The organism is Pseudoalteromonas sp. MEBiC 03607, assembly GCF_004792295.1.
GTDB lineage: Bacteria > Pseudomonadota > Gammaproteobacteria > Enterobacterales > Alteromonadaceae > Pseudoalteromonas > Pseudoalteromonas lipolytica_C.
The window spans coordinates 1-22,001 of the sequence record NZ_SRRY01000001.1 but is presented as its reverse complement, the minus strand read 5'-3'; the positions used below and the strand labels follow the sequence as shown (position 1 = coordinate 22,001).

At 41.5% G+C, this 22,001-nt stretch carries 17 protein-coding genes; 9 read left to right on the top strand and 8 right to left on the bottom strand.

All coding sequences use genetic code 11. The annotated features are described in order from the left end of the window. The first annotated feature begins 5 nt into the window (after positions 1-5). Positions 6-254 (top strand): hypothetical protein, encoded by a 249-nt coding sequence (locus E5N72_RS00085; protein ID WP_205994273.1) that lies wholly within the window; start codon positions 6-8, stop codon positions 252-254. 58 nt (positions 255-312) lie between these two features. Here the strand turns inward: E5N72_RS00085 and E5N72_RS00080 are convergent, their stop codons facing one another. Further along, positions 313-1,047: a glutaredoxin family protein gene (locus E5N72_RS00080; RefSeq protein ID WP_135922708.1), complete on the bottom strand. Its 735-nt coding sequence runs from the start codon at positions 1,045-1,047 to the stop codon at positions 313-315. A gap of 236 nt (positions 1,048-1,283) precedes the next feature. On the opposite strand from E5N72_RS00080, the gene E5N72_RS20575 reads away from it, so the two are divergent. Then, complete coding sequence (locus tag E5N72_RS20575; RefSeq protein ID WP_168246699.1) at positions 1,284-1,442, top strand: hypothetical protein; 159 nt, start codon at positions 1,284-1,286, stop codon at positions 1,440-1,442. Further along, complete coding sequence (locus E5N72_RS00075) at positions 1,432-2,025, top strand: Fic family protein (RefSeq protein ID WP_135922707.1); 594 nt, start codon at positions 1,432-1,434, stop codon at positions 2,023-2,025. The genes E5N72_RS20575 and E5N72_RS00075 overlap by 11 nt, the downstream gene beginning before the upstream one ends. Positions 2,026-2,196: 171 nt before the next feature. Here the strand turns inward: E5N72_RS00075 and gorA are convergent, their stop codons facing one another. After that, the gene (gorA, locus tag E5N72_RS00065; protein WP_135922705.1) at positions 2,197-3,558 is read right to left on the bottom strand and encodes a glutathione-disulfide reductase; all 1,362 of its coding nucleotides are present in this window, start codon (positions 3,556-3,558) and stop codon (positions 2,197-2,199) included. Positions 3,559-3,709: 151 nt separating this feature from the next. Here gorA and prlC point away from each other — a divergent pair, with 151 nt between their 5' ends. The 5 genes from prlC to E5N72_RS00040 all read left to right on the top strand — a co-directional run bounded on the left by prlC (position 3,710) and on the right by E5N72_RS00040 (position 10,502). Next, positions 3,710-5,761: an oligopeptidase A gene (gene prlC, locus E5N72_RS00060; RefSeq protein ID WP_135922704.1), complete on the top strand. Its 2,052-nt coding sequence runs from the start codon at positions 3,710-3,712 to the stop codon at positions 5,759-5,761. A gap of 108 nt (positions 5,762-5,869) precedes the next feature. Next, the gene (locus E5N72_RS00055; protein WP_135922703.1) at positions 5,870-7,048 is read left to right on the top strand and encodes a response regulator; all 1,179 of its coding nucleotides are present in this window, start codon (positions 5,870-5,872) and stop codon (positions 7,046-7,048) included. Between the two features lie 43 nt (positions 7,049-7,091). Next, positions 7,092-7,847 carry a class I SAM-dependent methyltransferase gene (locus E5N72_RS00050; protein ID WP_135922702.1) on the top strand — a complete coding sequence of 252 codons (756 nt, stop codon included), beginning with the start codon at positions 7,092-7,094 and terminating at the stop codon, positions 7,845-7,847. Positions 7,848-7,996: 149 nt separating this feature from the next. Further along, positions 7,997-9,922, top strand: coding sequence for a methyl-accepting chemotaxis protein (locus E5N72_RS00045; RefSeq protein ID WP_135922701.1), 1,926 nt, complete (start codon positions 7,997-7,999; stop codon positions 9,920-9,922). Between the two features lie 106 nt (positions 9,923-10,028). Then, positions 10,029-10,502 (top strand): peroxiredoxin, encoded by a 474-nt coding sequence (locus tag E5N72_RS00040; protein WP_135922700.1) that lies wholly within the window; start codon positions 10,029-10,031, stop codon positions 10,500-10,502. A 66-nt stretch (positions 10,503-10,568) separates the two neighbouring features. Here the strand turns inward: E5N72_RS00040 and E5N72_RS00035 are convergent, their stop codons facing one another. Further along, positions 10,569-12,698, bottom strand: a complete 2,130-nt coding sequence (locus E5N72_RS00035) for a S8 family peptidase (RefSeq protein WP_135922699.1) — start codon at positions 12,696-12,698, stop codon at positions 10,569-10,571. A 323-nt stretch (positions 12,699-13,021) separates the two neighbouring features. Here E5N72_RS00035 and E5N72_RS00030 point away from each other — a divergent pair, with 323 nt between their 5' ends. Continuing rightward, positions 13,022-14,206: an NAD(P)/FAD-dependent oxidoreductase gene (locus tag E5N72_RS00030; protein ID WP_135922698.1), complete on the top strand. Its 1,185-nt coding sequence runs from the start codon at positions 13,022-13,024 to the stop codon at positions 14,204-14,206. 162 nt (positions 14,207-14,368) lie between these two features. Here E5N72_RS00030 and E5N72_RS00025 read toward each other — a convergent pair whose 3' ends face one another. From E5N72_RS00025 to E5N72_RS00005, 5 genes are all read right to left on the bottom strand, one after another. After that, positions 14,369-15,418, bottom strand: a complete 1,050-nt coding sequence (locus E5N72_RS00025; RefSeq protein WP_135922697.1) for a PD-(D/E)XK nuclease family protein — start codon at positions 15,416-15,418, stop codon at positions 14,369-14,371. A 14-nt stretch (positions 15,419-15,432) separates the two neighbouring features. Beyond that, the gene (locus E5N72_RS00020) at positions 15,433-15,798 is read right to left on the bottom strand and encodes a hypothetical protein (protein ID WP_135922696.1); all 366 of its coding nucleotides are present in this window, start codon (positions 15,796-15,798) and stop codon (positions 15,433-15,435) included. Between the two features lie 225 nt (positions 15,799-16,023). Then, positions 16,024-17,724: a diguanylate cyclase gene (locus E5N72_RS00015; RefSeq protein WP_135922695.1), complete on the bottom strand. Its 1,701-nt coding sequence runs from the start codon at positions 17,722-17,724 to the stop codon at positions 16,024-16,026. Positions 17,725-17,852: 128 nt separating this feature from the next. Further along, positions 17,853-20,066, bottom strand: coding sequence for a catalase/peroxidase HPI (gene katG, locus E5N72_RS00010; RefSeq protein ID WP_135922694.1), 2,214 nt, complete (start codon positions 20,064-20,066; stop codon positions 17,853-17,855). Positions 20,067-20,255: 189 nt separating this feature from the next. Further along, the coding region (locus E5N72_RS00005) for a prolyl oligopeptidase family serine peptidase (RefSeq protein WP_135922693.1) at positions 20,256-22,001 on the bottom strand (1,746 nt) is incomplete at its 5' end.

The following is a 22,001-nucleotide window of genomic DNA, read 5'->3' as shown; positions in this document are numbered from 1 at the left end:
AAGATATGAAAGCAATTCCAATTGTACTTGCACTTGCTATGCTGGCAGGCTGTGCATCACAGGCCGTAGTTGATGGGGCTGAAAATGAAATCTACGCTGAGCATGAGTGTCTAGGTGGTGAACTCGAAACCGATTACAGCTATACGATTTTTAGCACCGATGACGACGACAGTAAAAAGGCTGAGGTTAAATCGACCTGTCATTCAGTAAAAACCGAAAGTGAATTCGAGCGCGATTTACGTAATGGTGGTTAACCATTCGTTTAAAGTGGCTTAATTACTTAATTAAGCCACTTTAAATACTAATAAAACGCTAAAAAGTAATAAGCATCCATATACCTGCGGCTATCATAAATAAGTTCTCACTCAGTGAGATAAAGCCGAGTGGCACATTACTGTCGCCACCAACACAGGCGCATTTCAGCTCTCGTTTATCGATATACACAGCTTTAATAACCGATACCGCACCTATGCCACCAATAAATAGTGAAAAGGGTGCTACAGCTAAGGCGGGTAATTCAGCCACCATACCAATCGCTACATACGCCTCGATAAAGGGATAGACATAGGCATAGGGCACAATGCGCATCGCCAGTAAGTCATAGGTAATAAATGAGTTAGAAAAGCTGTATAAGTCTTGCAACTTTTGTATCGCTAGTACCGCCATTGATAATGCAACGAACAGCATCAGGTTCTGCACAGAGAATAAAGCCTCACCGCTGGCATAAGTAAAACCGCAGCTCAGTAGCATAGCCACAGCGAAAATGGCTAAAACTGGGGTATAACTGGTACCTTGTTGGCCAGCCTCGGGCAGATTAAAAAAGTCGCGCAACTCATCGTAACCACCAATGCGTTTATCATTGATAAAGGTTTGCGGTGTGGTTTTTACATCATGCTGCTGTTTGAATTCGTCGGTTTGCTCACGATTGGTTAAGTGACGATCATCAACATCGTAACCATTACGCTCTAATAAATCTTTTGATTTTAAACCGAATGGGCAAATATGCTCATCGGTTACCATGCGATATAAAATTGCAGACTTAGACACAGTGCCTCCTTGTAAAAATGCCATGTTTACTGCGTAATAATTGCTTAATTACACAGTAAATAAGGGCAAATTGTTGCTATAACTGGTTACTTTATTAACAGTTACAAGGTTTATGCCAGCACTGTTTATTGCTTCTAATAGCCTATACTCTCCCTTATAGCTGTACTTTCAAGTAAGTTAGTTAATGGCAATTTTTACCTGAATAAGTTAGAATTATTAGTATCACAGGAGGGGTTATGGCTACCAAAACAGCTAAGACAAGCAATCAGCAAAAGACTAAGTTTACGCCAGATATGGATAACTTTAAGGTCAGTTTAAGCTATGAAGGTCTAACGCTGAAAACTAATAGTGAAGGCAAAAGTATTGCTGAATTGAAGCGTAAATATGCGCGATAAATACGGGGTAGCTCAAGATAAATATTGCTACCCTGCCTCTGATGTATTAATTAATCTATTAGGTATTCGAGAATCGGATATATTAGATCAAGCCGAAGCTGAGTTTACCGCTGAACGCTATAGAACCTATGACTCCCCCCAACAACCTCTCTCTAAGTTCTCACTTGAGCATTTAAAACACCTTCATCATCACTTATTCCAAGATTTATATGTGTGGGCAGGTCAAATTAGGGATGTTGACATCTCAAAGGGTAATACCCGCTTTTGTACTTGGACGCGTATTGAGCCTGAAGCTAACAAATTATTTCGAACCCTTCCGGCAATATCGAATTGTCAGAATAATGATGAACTAATTGAAAAAGTGGCAGATTTGTTTTGTGAGCTTAATTTACTTCATCCGTTCCGTGAAGGTAACGGCAGAGTACTACGTTTCTTTTTTGAAGAAATGTTATATAGCATCGGCTATAAGATTTCGTGGCCTCCAATCTCTCAGCAAGAGTGGATTGATGCGAATATTGCAGGTGTTAATTTAAACCTAGATTTGCTTAAACATATTTTTAGTCAAGCTATTTCTGAGCTTTGATAGTGTACTGAAATCATTGCCAAATTTACCCAATAAAAAACCTTGTGGCAGCACCACAAGGTTTTAAAATTGACTCGCAACTCGCAACTCGCAACTCGCAACTCGCAACTCGCAACTCGCAACTCGCAACTCGCAACTCGCAACTCGCAACTCGCAACTCGCAACGCGAGTTTATCTCATCGTAACAAACTCTTCAGAACCCGTTGGGTGAATAGCCACAACAGCATCGAAGTCTGCTTTGGTTGCGCCCATCTTCATTGCAACTGCAAAGCCTTGGATCATTTCATCAACGGTAAAGCCAATGCCGTGTAAGCCAACAACTTTTTCGTTATCACCTGCACACACGAGCATCATATTACATGCTTGGCGGTGCTGAGTAACTGCTGTGTACATCGCTGCAAAACTTGATTTATAAACCTTTACGTTTTCAGCACCATATTGCGAAATTGCTTCTTGCTCTGTTAAACCAATCGTGCCAATAGGCGGGTGGCTGAATACCACCGTTGGTACTAGCTCGTAGTCCATTTTTAAATCATCAGGCAATTCTTTATTGAATAAGCGCTCTGATAAAATACGACCTGCTTTAACGGCTACTGGCGTAAGTTCGATACCGTTTTCGATGATATCGCCAACTGCATATACATTTTTAGCTGTGGTGTTTTGAAACTCGTCTACTTTTACATAGCCGCTTTCGTTCACTTCAACACCAGCTGCTGCAAGGTTGATCTTGTCAGTTGTTGGTGTACGGCCAATTGCCCAAATAACTTCATCAACGTTTTGGCTGTGACCATTTTCAAAGTGAATTGTTAGGCTACCGTCGTTTTCTTTAACCACTTCTTTAGGTGTGCACTCAGTATGAAGAGTTGGGCCTTCTTTTGCCATAATATCGACAAGGGTATCAACAATGTATGGGTCAAAAGTACGTAGTGGTTTGTTTTTACGAACAAATAAATGTGTTTCTGTACCTAGGCTATGAAGAACACCCGCAATTTCAACAGCAATATAACCTGCGCCAACAACTGCAACACGTTTAGGTTGTTCATTTAGCTCAAAGAAACCGTTCGAATCAATACCAAGCTCAGCACCAGGGATATTAGGAATAGTAGGGCGACCACCAACAGCTACGAGGATATGATCAGCAGTGTATAGCTCACCGTTTACTTCAACTGTTTTACTATCAACAAATTTAGCAAAGCCATTAATAACCGTTACGCCGTTACTTGCTAAGTATTTATTGTAACCTTGGTGAATTCGGCCAATATACGCTTCGCGGCTTTCTACTAATTTAGCCCAGCTAAAGCTTTTAAGCTCAACATCAAAGCCATAGTCTGGTGCGTATGCATTAATTGCTTCAGCAACTTGTGCGCCGTGCCACATTACTTTCTTTGGAACACAACCCACGTTTACACAAGTACCACCCATGTGTTTTGCTTCAATAAGAGCGACTTTTGCGCCACGCATTGCAGCACGGTTTGCAGAGGCAATACCGCCACTACCACCACCAATAGCAATGTAATCAAAATGCTGAGCCATAGTTTGTCCTCAAAAATAGATAAATTTTTATTAATTAATCGATTTATTAATAAGTTGATAATAGCATAATAAAGACCAAGGTTAAGCCCCTTGTATTTCATCAATTCGCCCCAACTTCAAAATCATCTTCGCATAAAATTTGAGAACGAAAATGACAATTGCAGAAAATAACCCACTCATTGGTTTAGAAGGGCTTCCGCCGTTTTCTAAAATTAAACCAGCGCATGTCGTGCCAGCGTTAAAAGCAGCCATTGCTGAGTGCCGCACTAAAATAGACGAGGTACTGGCGATTAAATCGTACACATGGAATGACTTGGTACTGCCGCTAGAAGAAGCTGATGACAAGTTATCACGTTTATTTTCACCGGTATCACATATGAACTCTGTCGTTAACAACGATGAGTTACGTGAAGCTTATGAGCAATGTTTGCCATTGTTATCTGAGTACTCAACCTTTGTAGGTCAGCATCAAGGTTTATATGATGCTTACAATGCACTTCATAATAGTGATGAATTTAAAACACTTACTACTGCCCAGCAAAAAACCATTACCAACGCACTGCGTGATTTTGAATTGTCGGGTATTGCTTTAAAACCTGAGCAGCAAAAGCGTTATGGCGAAATCAGTGCACGTTTATCTGAACTGGCTTCTAAGTTTGGTAACAATGTAATGGATGCCACACTCGCTTGGCAAAAGCATATTACTGATGAAAGTGAACTTGAGGGGTTACCTGAGTCTGCGTTAGCACTTGGCGCTGATACTGCAAAAAGTAAAGAGCTAGATGGCTGGGTATTCACGTTAGATTTTCCATCTTACTTACCAATCATGACTTATGCAGATAACCGCGAGTTACGTGAAGAGTTTTATACTGCGTTTGTAACACGTGCCTCTGATCAAGGCCCCAATGCGGGTGAGTTTGATAACTCAGCTATTATGACTGAAGAGCTTGCACTGCGTCATGAACTTGCTGAGTTACTTGGCTTTAACAGCTACGCTGACATGTCACTGGCGACTAAAATGGCCGAAACGCCAGAGCAAGTTTTCTCATTCTTAGAAGATTTAGCCGATAAGTCTAAACCCCAAGCTGAGCAAGAACTTGCTGAGCTAACGGCTTATGCCAAAGATAAGCACGGTGTAACTGAACTTGCTGCTTGGGACTACGCTTACTACGGCGAAAAACTTAAGCAAGAGAAATACGCGATTTCAGACGAAGTACTGCGCCCTTATTTTCCTGCCGATAAGGTATTAAGTGGCTTATTCACTACAGTAAATCGTTTATTTGGTATTAGTGTTAAAGAAGTGACAGACTTTGATACCTACCACCCTGATGTACGTTTTTTCGAAATTTACGATAGTAGTAATACTTTACGTGGTCGTTTTTATTTAGATTTATACGCTCGTGATCGCAAGCGTGGCGGCGCGTGGATGGACGACTGTATGGGTCGTAAAGTACGTGCAAACGGCGAATTACAAACCCCAGTTGCCTATTTAGTATGTAACTTTAATAAAGCAGTTGGCGATAAGCCTGCGCTGTTCACTCATAATGAAGTGACAACCCTATTCCATGAGTTTGGTCATGGTATTCACCATATGTTGACCCAAGTTGATGCTGCGCCGGTTGCGGGTATTAATGGTGTTGCATGGGATGCAGTTGAGTTACCAAGTCAGTTCCTTGAAAACTGGTGCTACGAAGAAGAAGCGCTGAACTTTATTTCGGGTCATTACGAAACTGATGAGCCGTTACCAAAAGAGTTATTAGATAAACTCCTTGCGGCGAAGAACTTCCAATCAGGTATGCAAATGTTACGTCAGCTAGAGTTTTCGTTGTTTGATTTTACAATCCACCACGATTATAAAGCGGGTGAACCATGTAATATTCAAGCAACTTTAGATGCTGTTCGTAGCAAAACCGCGGTTGTTAAAGCGCCAGCGTTTAATCGTTTCCAACATGGCTTTAGCCATATTTTTGCTGGTGGTTATAGCGCTGGTTATTATTCGTATAAGTGGGCAGAAGTTCTGTCTGCTGATGCGTTTTCTAAATTTGAAGAAGAAGGCATTTTCAACCCTGAAACGGGAGAAGCCTTTTTGAAAAACATTTTAGAAAAAGGCGGCAGTGAAGAGCCAATGGAGCTGTTTAAAAAGTTCCGAGGGCGCGAGCCTAAAGTTGATGCATTGCTTAGACATAGTGGCATTGCAGCATAAAGAATATAAAAATATAAAAGCGCCGTAAGGCGCTTTTTTTATTAATATTTCTTCGCAAAATCACACGCTCGTACTATCCTTCTAAAAAAGAGTATATAGGAATTAAGCATGTCTAAACTGGTATTAGCCATTGATGATGATAAATACGTGCATCATGTGATCGAAGAATCGCTCGCGGGCTTTTGCACACTGCTCCATGCTAAAAATGGTGATGAAGGGTTAAGACAAGCAATAAAACATAATCCAGACATAATATTGCTCGATATAGAGATGCCCGGAAAAACTGGGTTTGAGGTTTGTAATGAGTTAAAAGCAAACCCTGAAACCAAAGATATTCCAGTGATGTTTTTGTCAGGTAAATCAGACTTACCAGACCGTGTTAAAGGGTATAACGCAGGTGCTGCTGACTACATTGTAAAACCATTTAATGCCGAAGAGCTTATGGCACGTATTCGCGTGTTATATCAGTATCGCCAACACTCGAAAAAGCTTAAAAGTGATGTTGAGCGAGCGCAGATCACTGCCGAAATTGCGATGACAGATTCAGGTGATATGGGGCGCATCATGCGTTACGTCGGGCAAAGCTATCATGCACATGATATTAAAGCCTTATCTGAGTATATGTTCGAATTTTTTAACCCCATGGAGCTCGATGTTGTTTTGGCGTTTTGGTATCAAGATGTTGGCGTGTTTTGTAGTGCTAAAGGTGGCGTATGCCCACTTGAGCAAGAGTTATTAGAACAACACCGTGAGTCAAATCGCTTTGTTGACTTTAGTCATCGCACCATCATTAACTACCCAAAAGTATCGATGTTAGTTAAAAACATGCCCTTGGATGATGCACAGCTTTATGGCCGCTACAAAGATTTGTTTCCGCATATTTTGGAAGTGACTAATGCGAAAGTGCAAGATATGGAAATAAACGAACGAGCATTGACGCAGGCAAACCAAATAGGCAATGCTTTTAACGAGCTATCTGAACAAATGCATCAAAACAGTGACTCTCGAGAGCATGCCGTTAAACAGCTAACAGTTCAGCTTGCTGAATTGAACCAATTAGTCGAACATAATGAGCAGTTAAATAGCAGCGATGTGGCTTTGTATTTACAGCAATTGCAGCAAACTCAGCAGTTATTTACCTCTTTAAACGACGATTTAACTCACATTAAACATCAGCTTAATCATATTATCGAATCGCGTAGTGAGTTATTGGTAAACTTACAAAAAATGGCTGAGCCTAGTCATACTGAAGATATCACTTCACAAACGGATATCGAGCTATTTTAAGCCATGCTATACTGGCGCCGAATAAAATAGCTCGGAGTTATACGTGGTAATTCATTGTCCTTTTAAAGAAATGCGTCCTTATTTAGATGCCATAGAGCAACGTTTTGGTTTAGCCAAGTGGGCTGAGCTTAATGCGGGCTTTTCGCTTCATTATGACGATCAGGGCTTGAGTTTGAAAAAAAAGGATGAGCCAAAGCTTGGTGCTATTCATGTTGATTTTGTAACGGGTGCTGCAGCTCATCGACGCAAGTTTGGTGGTGGTAAAGGGCAGGCAATAGCTAAGGCTGTAGGGTTAAACAAAGGTGCCACGCCAGTGGTGCTTGATGCCACTGCAGGCCTTGGCCGCGATGGCTTTGTACTGGCATCACTAGGCTGTAAAGTGATTTTGCATGAGCGCCACCCAGTGGTAGCTGCACTATTATTTGACGGCCTAGAACGCGCCTATAACGATGCTGAAATTGGCCCTTGGATGAAAGAAAACATGAGCCTAGTGTTTGGCTCAAGCCATACTTTACTAGCGCAGTGTAGTGATACACCTGATGTTGTGTACTTAGATCCTATGTTTCCTCATCGTGAAAAATCAGCCCTAGTTAAAAAAGAAATGCGAGTATTCCAAGAGCTTGTTGGCGGAGATAGCGATGCCGATGATCTATTAGAATTTGCTTATCCGCTTGCTAGTAAGCGAGTAGTTGTGAAGCGCCCTGATTACGCCCCATTTCTAAATGACAAAACCCCGAGTATGCAAATCAAAACCAAGAAGAACCGCTTTGATGTATACGTAAAAGCTGCAATGGTCTGATACCATCCGCAATATTAAGCGAATTGGTATTTATTTAACCCTTTTGGGTTAGTTGTTATCGCTTTTACCTGTTATTTTTTACGGTTTACATCAAACTGTCATAAAAGGTTAATATTCTACGCGCGTAACGTTACTTGGGAATATCGTTTATGCGCGTGTCATCATTTACTCGGCTATTGGCCGTTTTACTCACACTCGCCAGTATCTTACTGGCAGCCACTCTGTTCTGGTCAAGCCAAACATTAATAGGAATAGAGCAGCAAGATAACGCTTATAACAAGCTTAAAAACACCATCATAATTGATTTAAAAAGTTACCTAGATGACTATTTAGAGCAAGGTGACAGCCAGTACTTAACTAAAGCCTCAGCACTGATTAGTGAGATTAAAGCACAGCAATTAGCTGGACTTCCCAATGAGTTAGCAGCAACACTGAATACGCAACTCACTGAATTAGATAAAGACATTAATGGTAAGTATCGCGCTTTGGGCAAGTTGTCTGGTAACGAAATGGCTTTACTTGATAACTCGATAAGACAAATGGCCGGATCTGCCTCATCGTTAATTGGTTATGCTAAGAAAGCAGAGCCGCAAACAGCGCTTGCACTTGAGTATTACCAACTTGCCGCTGACTATTACAGCGAAGTCACATCACTTGCTTTGTATACTTATAAGTTGGTTCTTAACTATGATCAAGATACTAAAAGCAGCCTTACGCAAACAGTTACAACACTAAACACACTCGCAGATAAAATCGACAGCCTTGATAACCTAGGTGTTATGAGTGAAGTTGAAGAAGATGCTTTGTTTTTTGGTGAAGAAGCCGAAGACTTAGCGGGTGATATTAAAGCAGAGCTAAGTAGCTGGCCTAAACGTTTTCCCCGTGACTTGGCATCTACTCTTGAACAAGCTGAGCAACGTCAAACGGGTATGCAAGCATTACGCGAACAAATCGGTGCGTTATCTGTAACCGTGCTCGGTGCTGAGCAAAAGCTAAAAGACGAACAAAGCAATCTTAAACAGCAAGTATTTATCGTGTTTTGTGTCGCTATTGGCATGCTTGTAGTGTTGGCGGGTGGTGTGTATTTTGTGCAGCGTAACCAAGTGCTTAATCCACTGCGTCAATTGCGTGATGGTTTTGCCTTCTTGATTGAAAGTAATGAACTTAAAAATATTGAGAGTAAAAACCCGAAAACCGAGGTAGGCGAAATTGCCAGTTACTTTAATCAATTAATAGAGCGTCAACGTGGTGAGGCAGAAGAGCGAGCACAAATGCTTAAGGTTATTAATGACTTTATGCTAGAAATGAGCGAGCACTTACATACCATAGCCCAGCAAACCGATGCCAGCCATTCTCAGGTAGAGCAAAACCAAGATTTACTGAGCGATATTCAACATATAGGTGAGCAAGTAAATAACATTAATAGCCAAGTCGCTGATAATGCTAAACAGACTTTTAATGCGATGGAGCAGAGCCTTGGTTTTGCCGACAGTATGTTAACGGCGAGCTCTCACACAGAGCAGCGAGTTGAACAAGGCCTTGAGAGTTTAAAAGAGTTATTAAAAGGGGTAGATGATGTTGGTCAAGTCATTGAAGTAATTAAAAACATTGCTGAACAAACCAACTTATTGGCGTTAAATGCGGCGATTGAATCGGCGCGTGCTGGTGAGCATGGTCGGGGTTTTGCGGTAGTCGCCGACGAAGTACGAAAGCTGGCAAGACAAACACAAGGCTCGCTTGATGATATTAACAACCAACTTAACCGCTTGAGTGAAAACTCAACGATGGTATCAGAGCAAATTAGCGCACTGGCTAATGATGCTGAGCTGCAAACTCAAAATGCTCAAGAACTTAAACGTAACTCAGAAGGCGTAGCCGGCAACGCGCAAGATGCCAATAAAGTAGCGTTTGATGCCATGGAGCTGGCTAAACAGCAAAATGCCTTACTCGAAAACTTTAGCCAATCAATGCAAAGCATGAAAGGGCAGGTAGGTGAGTCAAACTCATTAGTTAGTGATATTCAGCATCGCCTACAAGAGCAAATGCATACCATTAAAACCAGCTTAGGTTTATAACTCTTCAAAGGGCGAGCAATGTAGTGCATTGTTTGCCTTTAAATCATGCGGTATTCAATTTTTTGGGTATATACTCTGTATTCTTATTTTATTTCAAGGAATCACGATGATCGAACAAGGCCAAACTTTACCTGCGGCAACCCTTAGCGAATTAACCAGTGAAGGCATGCAAACTTTATCAACAGAGGCATTATTTGCTGATAAAAAAGTGGTGCTATTTGCTGTGCCAGGTGCATTTACACCAACCTGCTCAAATGCTCACTTACCAGAGTTTATTACTTTAGCTGATAAAATTACCGCAAAAGGCGTTGATGCAATTTACTGTGTATCAGTAAACGATGCATTTGTAATGAAAGCATGGGGTGAAGCTCATAATGCTGAGCATATTCGTATGCTTGCTGATGGTGATGCAAGTTTTACCAAAGCACTTGGTTTAGATAAAGACACAGCTGGTTTTGGTGGTGTACGTTCAAAGCGTTATGCGATGATTGTTGAAAACCTAACGGTAACAGGTCTGTTTGTTGAACAGGACAAAGAGTTTGTAGTAAGCCGCGCTGAAGCTGTGCTCGAAAAGCTTTAATATAAATACAAAAAAGCCGGACGTGAGTCCGGCTAAAAGTCCCTGGGGGTAAGGGGAGATCAACTATTAAGGTTGATACTGTGCATCCAATGTCAGACCTGAGAAGGTTTTGTATGCATTTAAGCTTAAATGCCAAGTACCTGCTTGTGGGTTACTGAATGTACATGTTTCTGCGTTACCGTTTTTGTACGGACGACAGTCATAGCTTGAAGTAGTTGGTTGGCTACCAAACTTAACAAATAAATCAGCATCGCCAGAACCACCAGACGTTGTTACTGTGAAGCTTGCCATACCTGCTGGCACGTCAATCGTGTAGTGTTTCCATTGACCTGCACTTGCAGAAATATCAGTCACTGTACCACCACCAGCTTGCGGTGCACCTGTGCCAGTACCTGAAGTTGTTAAATCGCCCACTAGGCTAACACCTGAATAAGCAGAGTAGCCGTTAAGCATGACATGATAAGTACCCGCAGTTGGGTTATCGATAGAACATACTTCGTTATTACCGCCTTCATACGGACGACAATCATAGGTTGATGTTGTTGGAGCGCTACCGGCACGAACGTAAAGGTCAGCATCACCTGTTCCACCACTCATAGTGAAAGTTACATTCGTTGCGCCTGCTGGTACTTCCATTGTGTAGAATGTTTGGCTGCTAGCTGAACCACTTAAACCAGTGAGTGCTTGGCCATCTTCTAACACGTTACCTGTTGGTGGTGGCGGTGTTGTGCCTGATGCTGCTGCAACAGCGGCTGCCGCATCAACAATACCTGTACCACAGCTAGTACATGTTGCTGGGAATGAACGCGTTGTTGATTTTAAGATGTTTTCGATTTCATCTGGTGTTGCTGATGGTTTCGCTTGTTTAATTAGCGCCGCTACACCCGCAACATGAGGTGCCGCCATCGACGTACCTTGCGAGTAGTGATATGAATCGCTGCTTGGGCCAGTAGATCCTGAGTTGTGTGTTGATAGAACACCTTCAGAGTCATTAGCAAAGCTTTGTGCGCCACCTGGTGCTGCAACATCGATGTTGCTACCATAGTTTGAGTAGTAAGCACGTCCACCGTCACGACCTACAGATGCAACGTTTACAACGCCATTACAGTTACCTGGATTGTAGTTCGCAGAGTTATCGTTATCGTTACCTGCTGCAATTACGATCACAGAACCGTTGTTACGAGCTTGGTTAATGGCACTTTGCGTGGTTGAGCTACATGAACCGCTACCACCTAAGCTCATGTTGATAACATCAGCAGGATTAGCATTCGCTGGTACGCCTGATACAGAACCACCTGAAGCCCAGATAATACCGTCAGCAATATCAGACGTTAAACCACCACATTTACCAAGTACACGAACAGGAACTACTTTTGCATCGTATGCGACACCGGCAACACCTTCTCCATTGTTAGTCACTGCTGCAACCGTACCTGCAACGTGAGTACCGTGCCAACTAGAGCTTTGTGCACTGTGCGTGTAACCACATTCGTTAGCGCTGATTGCATCACCCGGATCGCGTGCATCGCTATCACGACCACCGCCGTCATTTGCTACAGACAGATTAGAGATCATGTCGTAACCCGGTAAAATATTGGCATTAAGGTCAACATGCGGACGGTAACCTGTATCGAGTACCGCTACAACCACACCACTACCTGTTGCTGTGTCCCAAGCGGTAGGTAGGTTTAAACCACCCGCTTGCTCGTAGTAGTGCCATTGGTCGTTATAACGAGGGTCGTTAGGTGTTGCGAATGGCTTTAACATTTGGTCGATTTCGATGTATTCAACATTACCTGTTGCAACCATCTCTTGCATGAACTCTTGCGCTTCTTCAGCAGAAAGTTTTTTATCAGCACGCATTACGTGGTGATTACTCATCGCCATTGCACGAACATATTGGGCTTTTACTTTGCCTTTTTTACTGGTGAAGTTTTTAACAAAGCCTTGAGCCTTTTTGTTCATCATAGTTGGCGATTGTTCTGCTGCCGACATCGTCATCATTTCATCACTGTTGTTTTTATACTTAATGATGAACTGCGTACCAAAGCCGTCTTGACCTTGTAGTTTTGCTGCCGTTTCCTGCATCGATGGTGTCATAAGTTGGTTTGGAGTCGCCATTGCTGCCGTCGTCCCAAACAACGCAGTCAAGCTCAGTGCAATTGCGCACTTTTTCAAGTTGTTGTTAGTTGTCATAATGATCCCTAGATTGTTATGTTAATCTCCACGATATTTTTCGCGAAGGGGGACAAAGGTAAAATAAATGTAAATTAAGTTAAAATATCGTTTTATTATGTTTGTCTCTATTTTGGTTATAACTAAATGTATAGATGGCTAAATGGTGCTTTTTTCGTGTGTTTTTCGTTCTTTTCTAATTAAAAAGTTTTAATTTTTAGATTTTGAGTTTTTACTTTATTTCGTTTTTTGGTTTTATCTTTTTTGTAAAAACACCTCACAGTTAACACCTCACGTAAAATAACTTGTTATAATCAGCTAAATTTTTTTAGTGAGTATGAGTAATGACCCAAGTAGATGTAATTGTGATAGGCGCTGGCGCTGCAGGTTTGATGTGTGCTGCACAAGCAGGCTACCGTGGTCGCAATGTTACTGTGCTTGATATGGGCAAAAAGCCGGGCCGTAAAATATTAATTAGCGGCGGCGGACGTTGTAACTTCACCAATGAAAATGCAAGCCCAGACAACTACTTGTGTGGTAATCCTCACTTTGTAAAATCGTGTTTAAGCCGATACACCCAGCATGACTTTATTGAGCTGGTGGACCGTCACGGCTTGGCTTATCATCATAAAACACTGGGTCAGTTATTTTGTGATAACAGCGCGCAAGATATCGTCGATATTCTTCTAACTGAGTGCGAGTGGGCGGGGGTTAACATTACTCTGCGTAACGAAGTACTCAGCGTGACTAAAACCGATGCGGGTTATGAAGTTATTACCGAACAAGACAGCTATCAATGTGAGTCGTTAGTTGTCGCATCGGGCGGATTAACCATGCCTAAGCTTGGTGCATCGCCAATTGGTTATAAAATTGCTGAGCAATTTGGTTTAACAGTGCTGCCAACCATGGCGGCATTAGTGCCATTTACTTTGCATCAGCATGATAAAGATCGCTTTGACGGGTTATCGGGGATCAGCATTCCTTGTCTGGTTACCAGTGAAGATGGCACCCAATTCAAAGAAAACATCTTGTTTACTCACCGCGGCCTTTCGGGCCCAGCGATTTTGCAAATCAGCTCATTCTGGCGTGCAGGGCAAACGGTGTATATTAACTTGTTACCAGAGCTTGATTTAAAACAGCAGTTCGAAGATTGGCGTCAAAGCCAAGGTCAAAAGTCATTAAAAAATACCCTTGCGACAATTTTACCAAAACGCTTTGTTGAAATGCTGCACGACAGCAAAGCAATTCCTGATTGCAATGTAAACCAGCTAAGCCATGCTCAAATCGACGCGCTACATGATTACATTCACAATTGGCAAATTAAACCAAACGGCACCGAGGGTTACAGAACCGCCGAAGTCACGCTTGGCGGTGTAGACACCGACGAGTTAAGCTCAAAAACCTTCGAAGCGAAAAAGTCACCGGGCCTCTATTTCATCGGCGAAGTCACCGACGTAACCGGCTGGCTAGGCGGCTACAACTTCCAATACGCCTGGAGCTGCGGCTTTGCAGCAGGGCAGTATTGTTGATTGAAGGTTGCTAGTTGTTAGGAGCTAGGAATTAGCTTAGCAGGTGGTTGTAGGTCGTGCTTTAGCGCGTTTTTTTATGACGCCATGAATGACTACCTACATTACTGAAATCTAAGTTTTGGCTAATAAATAATCAAAGCATAATCACAATATAGTCTCTATTTATGTTTTCATCTCAGCTCTTTCTTGCGACTCTAATAACATGCTGAACCTTTTTAATAAGCTGGCAGCTATCGTAGATAAATCTTGATGAAGGCAAAACTCTTCAAGTATGTATCTAGAATCTTTATAGCCCTGCTGAGTTCCTTTTAATGGTATGGTATTAAAAAGGAACGTTAAATATTTCTTTGATTCAGCATCTCTACCGAATAGTTGTAATTGCCAGCCGCTAGGAGCTATAAACAAATCAAAGGCTATTTTGTAGGAGAAAAACTCAAAGTCATGAACAAGACAGGATTTAGAGTATATCCATTGCCTTTTGCATTGAGGCGGTTTTTCAATTTTTTGTTGTAGCTCAACGACTTTATTATTGAGTTTGGCTAAGAATTTATTTCTTTCTCCAAGTAGTGCTTCTATTTTTTCAAAGTTATCTAGAAAAAACTGATCATTTTCGTCAATTTTCATTTTGCTTCCAGCTAGTCCTTCAATGCTATTCATAAAATCTAGTAAGTAAAAGTACCACTTGTTTTTTGTGATTTGATAATGAGACATGCGTCTTCTTATCTCAGTAAATAGTTCTTCATAAGTGACGTTTACAAAACCATCACTTGGTTGCTCTTTTTTTATACTTAATACTATTTTCACTATCTCTAGATTATTCGGTTGAGCCCATTTTTTGAGCGCATAACTGTAGTCATTTAAATCATTATTAAGATGATGGAAAATTTTATTTTCTATACCTATTAGTAAGTTGTCAGTTTCAATTAATAAGTCTAACCGCTTTTGATTGAATGTAGATTCTTCGCGACTAACTAGAACATTTTTTAGATTCCTATCCTCAATGGCAACTTTGTTAAGAATGGAACTTAGAAGTAAATCTTGTAAACCATGTTCATTGTGAGGATTAAGATAAAATGCGAGTACATTACTTGCCACATTTTCATAGTGAGGGTAGCCAGATATATCGAAAATACTCATTTCTAGCTGACTTTTTGGCAGTTCCTCAAACTCGCTGAGTAATCTTTTGAAGTCAGCAGGTGTGTAAGTAGACATAAAACTAATTCCCTTTAAATATTCTTAAAGCATTTATAGTGAGGGTCGGTTAAAAATATTGTTTTAACCTCAAACAAAGAAAATGCATGCTTAATTTTTTTTACTATGTGCTTTTTAAATAGCTTTCTATCTAAGTATATATACGTAACTAATTCGTTGAAATTATATATGACCCTGCCTCTTGGGAAGTTGTAGTAATCGCTCTCGCTCAGATAGATATCAAATTGTTCAAAGATTAAGTTTTCTTCCCATTCTTCATGGTGTAAAAAGGGACTGTCAATTAGGCCCAAGGTGTCTACTTCTAAATTAGCTGTATTAATAGCTTTATAAATTAGCGTATTTTCAACATACCAAAATATTCCCACTTTGTTTTTAATCATAAGACTCTCCTGTTAAAGGTCCCATCAAAACTCGATTTGATGGCACTTAGAACCCTTTATGGAGCTAAAATGTAGGATGTCTTATGTCATATTTATTTAAAGTTAGAGTAATATCTAATGGCAGAATAAAGGGGGCTGCATAATGAAAATAGTTATAAGGACTGTCTCGCTAAAAATTGTCGCCATAAATGGCGACCTACATAATACCGCTTACCGATTTTTTCTCTAAGCCGCTACTTCAACACAATTACGGCCATTACTCTTCGCTTTGTACAGTGCTTTGTCAGCAATGGTGAGTGTTTCTTTTATAGTAGTTGCGGCATGGGCTACGCTGTGAACACCAATGCTTACTGTAAATTTAACTGTTTGTGTATCATCAACATTAATAATGGTTTCTTGTGCTTGTTTGCGAATTCGTTCGGCAACCTGCTTGGCATCTTCAAGGTTACAATTAAGCAGTAATACGAACTCTTCACCGCCGTAGCGACAGGCTATATCCCCTTTGCGCTGCTTTGCTGTAAGTATATTGGCAAACTCAATAATAACTTTGTCACCAATATCGTGCCCATAGGTATCGTTTATATTTTTGAAATGATCGAGATCGGCAATCAGTAAAGATAATGGCTGATTATTTGTGGCTGTTGCTGCAATTAACTCTTCACTTTTTCTATCGAAGTAGCGACGATTAAACAGGCCTGTCATTGGATCTGTGTCGACTAAGCGAGTGAGCTCTTTTTGCTGCGCTTTTACTTTTTCAAGTGTTTTAATTCGGTATGAGAGAATAAACGCCATCATTAAAGCTTCGAGTAAAATGCCTATTCCCACGCCATGACTATTGATCACGTTAGCATCACTGATCCCTTTGTAATAAAGCACTGCCAACATATTGAAAATGACAAACATAGAGTGACCAAGTAAAAAGTATTTTGCTAGTGGGTTTCCTTTGCGCCATAGCGAAATAGATACCCCGAATGTCACCGTCATCATAAGTGCGGCTAAGCTACTAGCTGGCTTTAATGCGCCAACGATATCGAATAAGCTGTAGATAAAGTCGCCAACAAGCAACAATAATATAATTGAAAGGGCAATATGCTCTTTAGGGTAATGTTTCTTGGTCTCGAAAATGAGCATTACAAAGATCACCAAAAAGCTTGGCATACTGAGTAAGTTTGAGTTTAGTTGGAAAAGCTCTGCACTAAATACACCAAAAAAATTTGCCGCTACACCGTAAGATAACGCCACCCATACGGTGCCTGAAATCAAGTATAGGGCGTATACGATGTTCTCGATTTTTCGGGCCGATAAATACAAGAAAAAGTTATATATCATTAGCGCAAGCATCATTCCAACGAGTAGCGCAATGTAATTACCGTTACCGACTAATGCACGTTTAGAGTGCTCTTCGTCATATATATTAAGAGTAAACCACTGGTGTGAGTAAGTTACAGATTTCACATAAAGGATTTTTTGCTGAGCTGGTGCTAAAGCAAACGAAAAAACGGCACTCCCGCCAAACATATTGGCTTTTACCCCAGATTTATCTAAATAAACATCTGTTTGATTAATGAGTTGCCCATTGTGGGTTTCGTAAAATCCCACCTCTTCTAGATGGTAAGCATCGGGGTTGTGAACAAATAAACGTAAGCTATCGCTATAGTTATTTTTGATGATTATTTTTGACCAGGTCGTTTTTGCGTTAGTACCTAAAGTGAGCTCATTTTTACTGTTGATAAAATTTTCACTTTGTATCTCAGTGAATGGAGTATTGCCTTGCTTATCGATGAAATAGCTCATGTTGAATTGCGTAAGATTAACGCTGCGCTCGTTAATAAAGATTACAGAGTTAGCCTGATCCGCATAGCTGTTTTCTGTCACAATTAAGCATAGTAAATAGAAAACAATGAGCTGTGATAAGCGTGCAATCATCCTTAATGCCTACATCTTGATATTAATAATAAAGTGTTATTTTTAACTTAAAACACAGGATTGTCGAGCGAATTTTATCCAAAATAAAAAAGCCGCTAAGTATAGCGGCTTTGTTGGTTGCGAAAATATTAACGTAGGTCGAAACGATCTAGCGTCATTACTTTAGTCCACGCTGCTACGAAGTCATCAACAAACTTCTGTTTAGCATCGTCAGATGCGTACACTTCAGCAATTGAACGTAGCTCTGAATTTGAACCGAAGATTAAATCTACAGGTGTTGCTGTCCACTTAAGTTTGCCTGACTTACGGTCACGGCCTTCGTAAACACCTTCTTCAGAAGACTTAGACCACTTCGTTGACATATCTAGTAGGTTAACGAAGAAATCATTGCTTAATGTGCCTGGTTTTTTCGTGAATACACCGTGTTTAGTTTGGTCAGTATTCGCGTTAAGGGCGCGCATACCACCTAGTAGTGCAGTCATTTCTGGTACTGATAAGCTTAGTAAGTCAGCGCGCTCAACTAACATTTCAGCAGGTGATTTCCATGCTGAGCTGTAGTAGTTACGGAATGCATCTGCCGTTGGCTCAAGTACTTCGAATGATTCAACGTCAGTCATTTCTAATGACGCGTCCATACGACCTGGCTTGAATGGTACTGTGATAGAGAAACCAGCGTCGCTTGCTGCTTTTTCGATTGCAGCCGCACCACCAAGAACAATCATATCTGCTAGTGTAATTTCTTTACCGCCAGATGCTTTTTTGTTGAACTTAGTTTGGATTTTCTCAAGTTTGTTCAGTACTTTAGCTACTTCTTTCGGATTATTTACCGGCCAATCTTTTTGCGGAGCAAAACGAATACGTGCACCGTTTGCACCACCACGCATATCTGTGTCGCGGTAGCTTGCTGCTGACGCCCAAGCAACACGCACGAGTTCAGATACAGATAAACCAGAATCTAAGATGCTTGCTTTAAGTGACGAGATATCTTTGCTGTCTACTAGTTTGTGGTCAACCGCAGGGATGTAATCTTGCCAAATTAATACTTCTTCTGGCACTAAGTCACCTAGGTAACGAGCACGTGGGCCCATGTCACGGTGGTTTAGTTTGAACCATGCTTTAGCAAATGCCAGTTCGAACTCTTTCGGGTCGTTTAAGAAACGCTCTGAAATCTTACGGAACTCAGGGTCTGCTTTTAACGCGATATCAGTTGTGAACATGATAGGCGCATGACGCTTACCTTTAATGTGTGCATCTGGCACTAGGTTAGATGCTTGACCATTTTCAGGGATCCACTGAGTTGCGCCTGCTGGGCTCTTCGTTTTAACCCACTCAAAGCTGAACAAGTTTTGTAGGTAGTTGATTGACCAACGTGTTGGTGTCACTGTCCATGCGCCTTCAAGACCTGAAGTAACAGTATCTTCTGAGTGACCTTTACCACATTTGTTTTTCCAACCTAAACCTTGCTCTTCGATAGCCGCAGCTGCTGGCTCTTTGTCTAAGCAGGTCGCTTTTTTCGCACCGTGTGCTTTACCAAAGCTGTGACCACCGGCGATAAGTGCAACGATTTCTTCATCGTTCATTGCCATGCGGCCGAATGATAAACGAATGTCTTCTGCTGCTAGCAGTGGATCAGGGTTACCGTGAGGGCCTTCTGGGTTTACATAAATTAAGCCCATCTCAACTGCCGCTAATGGGCCTTTAAGTTTGCCTTTTTTGTCACGACGTTCGTCAGTTAGCATTTTGCCTTCAGGGCCCCAGTATACGTAATCTGGCTCCCAATCGTCTTCACGACCACCGGCATAACCGAAGGTTTTGAAGCCCATTGATTCAAGCGCAACGTTACCTGTTAACGCCATTAAGTCAGCCCAAGAAATGCTGCGACCGTATTTTTGTTTTACAGGCCAAAGTAAGCGACGCGCCTTATCAAGGTTCGCGTTATCAGGCCAGCTGTTTAGTGGGTCGAAACGTTGTTGACCACCGCCTGCGCCACCACGACCATCAAAAGTACGGTACGTACCTGATGCGTGCCACGCCATACGGATGAAGAATGGACCATAGTGACCGTAGTCAGCAGGCCACCAATCTTGAGAATCAGTCAATACTTTCTCAATATCGGCTTTCACTGCGTTTAGGTCTAACTTTAAAAATTCTTTTTTGTAATCAAAGTAAGGACCCATTGGGTTTGATTCTGCGCCATGGGCACGAAGTTGGCTAAGATCTAATTGTTCTGGCCACCAGAATTGGTTTGATTTGATGTCGTTAGTTGCTTGTACGCCTGTTGCTACGAGTAAAGATACTGCAACAGCGACTTTAGACAACGCTGACGTTGATTTTTTAAACATTGTGTAGTCTCCAGTTAGAAGTTGGATGAAATATAGAGTTGTTCTGATTAACTTTCCACTTACAAACTGGGGTTTAAATCGATTGATAAAATCGAAAAAACAGATTGTTTGATTGATTTTATAGAACAAAGCCAGCAAAAATGCTGGCTCTGGGGGAGGTGTGCTTTAAGCTGAAAATCAGCTTGTTGCTTATTCTTCAATAAAAGGGATGCCGTTTTTGATCCAATCAGCAGCTGGCTTGCCTTTTAAGTAATGATCAAAGTATTCCATCATGCGCACCGAGAAATCCACTTGATTAGGGAACTTCTTCAAGTGATGTGGTTCACCTTCGTATTGTAAGAAGGTGGCATCTTTACCTGCGCGACGAAGCGCTAGATAGTACTGAACCCCTTCGTGCCAAGGCACAGCGTCATCTTTGTCACCAAACATAATCAGAATAGGGGTATTCACTTTATCGGCGAAGAACACCGGTGAGTTTTCGATGTACAGCTCTGGCGCTTCGAATAAGGTTTTACCAATGCGGCTTTGCCCTGTTTCGTATTGGAATTGACGCGCAAGGCCTGATTTTAAGCGAATACCGCTATACGCACTGGTCATGTTAGATACAGGCGCACCCGATACAACCGCCTTAAACATATCTGTTTGCGTGATCATAAAGGCACTTTGATAGCCTGCCCATGAGTGACCTTGTAAACCAATTTTGTCTGGATCAGCAATGCCTAAATCAATTAACTTTTGAGTGGCATTGATCATCGTTTGGGTTGACGATTTGCCCGGATGACCAATTTCAAAACGGATATCAGGTAAGAAAATCGCATAGCCATTTGAGGTAAACATCGGGAAGTTAGGACGATGATTTAATTCCATTTTCGGGAAGTCATACATGCGTTGGCTCATATAGCGGTAGAAGTACACAACCACCGGAACCTTATCGCCTTTTTTGTAGCCCGCTGGCTTGATTAATACGCCTTGTAAATCTTCACCATCAAACCCTTTGTAACTAATAAGCTCAGGTTTTTCACCCCATGCAAAGTTGCTAATTTGTGGGTTTAGGTTGGTAACACGCTGTGGCTTTTTAAAGCTAAAGTCAGTTTGGTAGTAATCAGGGAATTGCTGATATGTTTGCGCAGTAAATAGGTATTTGTCGGCATTTTTTGCCTTTTTCACCACATCATAGCGCTTTTTACCCGATAGTACTTTGCTTACTTTATTGCTTGCTAAGTCAAGCTTGGCAATTTCAGTTTGCTTATCTTGCAGGTTGGTTGCGCTTAGCAATAATGTTTCGTCTTTGGCAAAGCCCACTTGGTCTTTATCAAGTTTAATAACACGATATTGGGTATTGGTTTCTTTACCTTGGGTTAGGCGCGTTGCCTTTTGTGTTTCGACATCAAAAGCCCAAATATCAAATTTGCTGTAAACCAGTACTTGGCTGCTGTCGTTTAACCAGCCCGCAAAACCATAGCCCGGTTGAGGTGATGGGTAGTCATGCTTATCATCGGTAAAAATAGCATTAATTGCTTTAGATAACGTTGAAACCTTGTTGTTACCTAAATCTTTTAGCTGAACTTGGCTGTCTTGGAAAAATGCTGCAAATTGGCCATTTGGCGCAAGGCTTGGTCTAAACGGATAGTCGCTGATGATAGCGGTTTGTTTACCAGTTTTAACATCCACGCTGAAGTAATCTGCGTAAAAACCGCCATACATAACACGTTCTAGGTAAGGTAGGTCTGAGTAACCTAATAGAGCTTCGCGATGAGTATTAAGCGAAACCTCTGGCATGTTTGGCGTGCTTAACTGCACAACTTGCTGACCATTTACATGATATACCGCTTGGTAGTGGCGCAGCTTATTGGCTTTGTTCCATTGCTGCTCTTCGCGTGGTTTTATTTCAGCGTCTTTGTTGTGCCAAACGTTTAGGCCTTTTTGGTCGCGAAT

Bases quoted from the DNA above. Each gene is read 5' to 3' on its own strand.
- E5N72_RS00085 (WP_205994273.1), top strand. From the start codon at position 6: ATGAAAGCAATTCCAATTGTACTTGCACTTGCTATGCTGGCAGGCTGT.
- E5N72_RS00045 (WP_135922701.1), top strand. From the start codon at position 7,997: ATGCGCGTGTCATCATTTACTCGGCTATTGGCCGTTTTACTCACACTC.
- E5N72_RS00030 (WP_135922698.1), top strand. From the start codon at position 13,022: ATGACCCAAGTAGATGTAATTGTGATAGGCGCTGGCGCTGCAGGTTTG.
- E5N72_RS20575 (WP_168246699.1), top strand. From the start codon at position 1,284: ATGGCTACCAAAACAGCTAAGACAAGCAATCAGCAAAAGACTAAGTTT.
- E5N72_RS00055 (WP_135922703.1), top strand. From the start codon at position 5,870: ATGTCTAAACTGGTATTAGCCATTGATGATGATAAATACGTGCATCAT.
- E5N72_RS00025 (WP_135922697.1), bottom strand. From the start codon at position 15,418: ATGTCTACTTACACACCTGCTGACTTCAAAAGATTACTCAGCGAGTTT.
- E5N72_RS00020 (WP_135922696.1), bottom strand. From the start codon at position 15,798: ATGATTAAAAACAAAGTGGGAATATTTTGGTATGTTGAAAATACGCTA.
- prlC (WP_135922704.1), top strand. From the start codon at position 3,710: ATGACAATTGCAGAAAATAACCCACTCATTGGTTTAGAAGGGCTTCCG.
- E5N72_RS00035 (WP_135922699.1), bottom strand. From the start codon at position 12,698: ATGACAACTAACAACAACTTGAAAAAGTGCGCAATTGCACTGAGCTTG.
- E5N72_RS00015 (WP_135922695.1), bottom strand. From the start codon at position 17,724: ATGATTGCACGCTTATCACAGCTCATTGTTTTCTATTTACTATGCTTA.
- E5N72_RS00075 (WP_135922707.1), top strand. From the start codon at position 1,432: ATGCGCGATAAATACGGGGTAGCTCAAGATAAATATTGCTACCCTGCC.
- katG (WP_135922694.1), bottom strand. From the start codon at position 20,066: ATGTTTAAAAAATCAACGTCAGCGTTGTCTAAAGTCGCTGTTGCAGTA.
- gorA (WP_135922705.1), bottom strand. From the start codon at position 3,558: ATGGCTCAGCATTTTGATTACATTGCTATTGGTGGTGGTAGTGGCGGT.
- E5N72_RS00040 (WP_135922700.1), top strand. From the start codon at position 10,029: ATGATCGAACAAGGCCAAACTTTACCTGCGGCAACCCTTAGCGAATTA.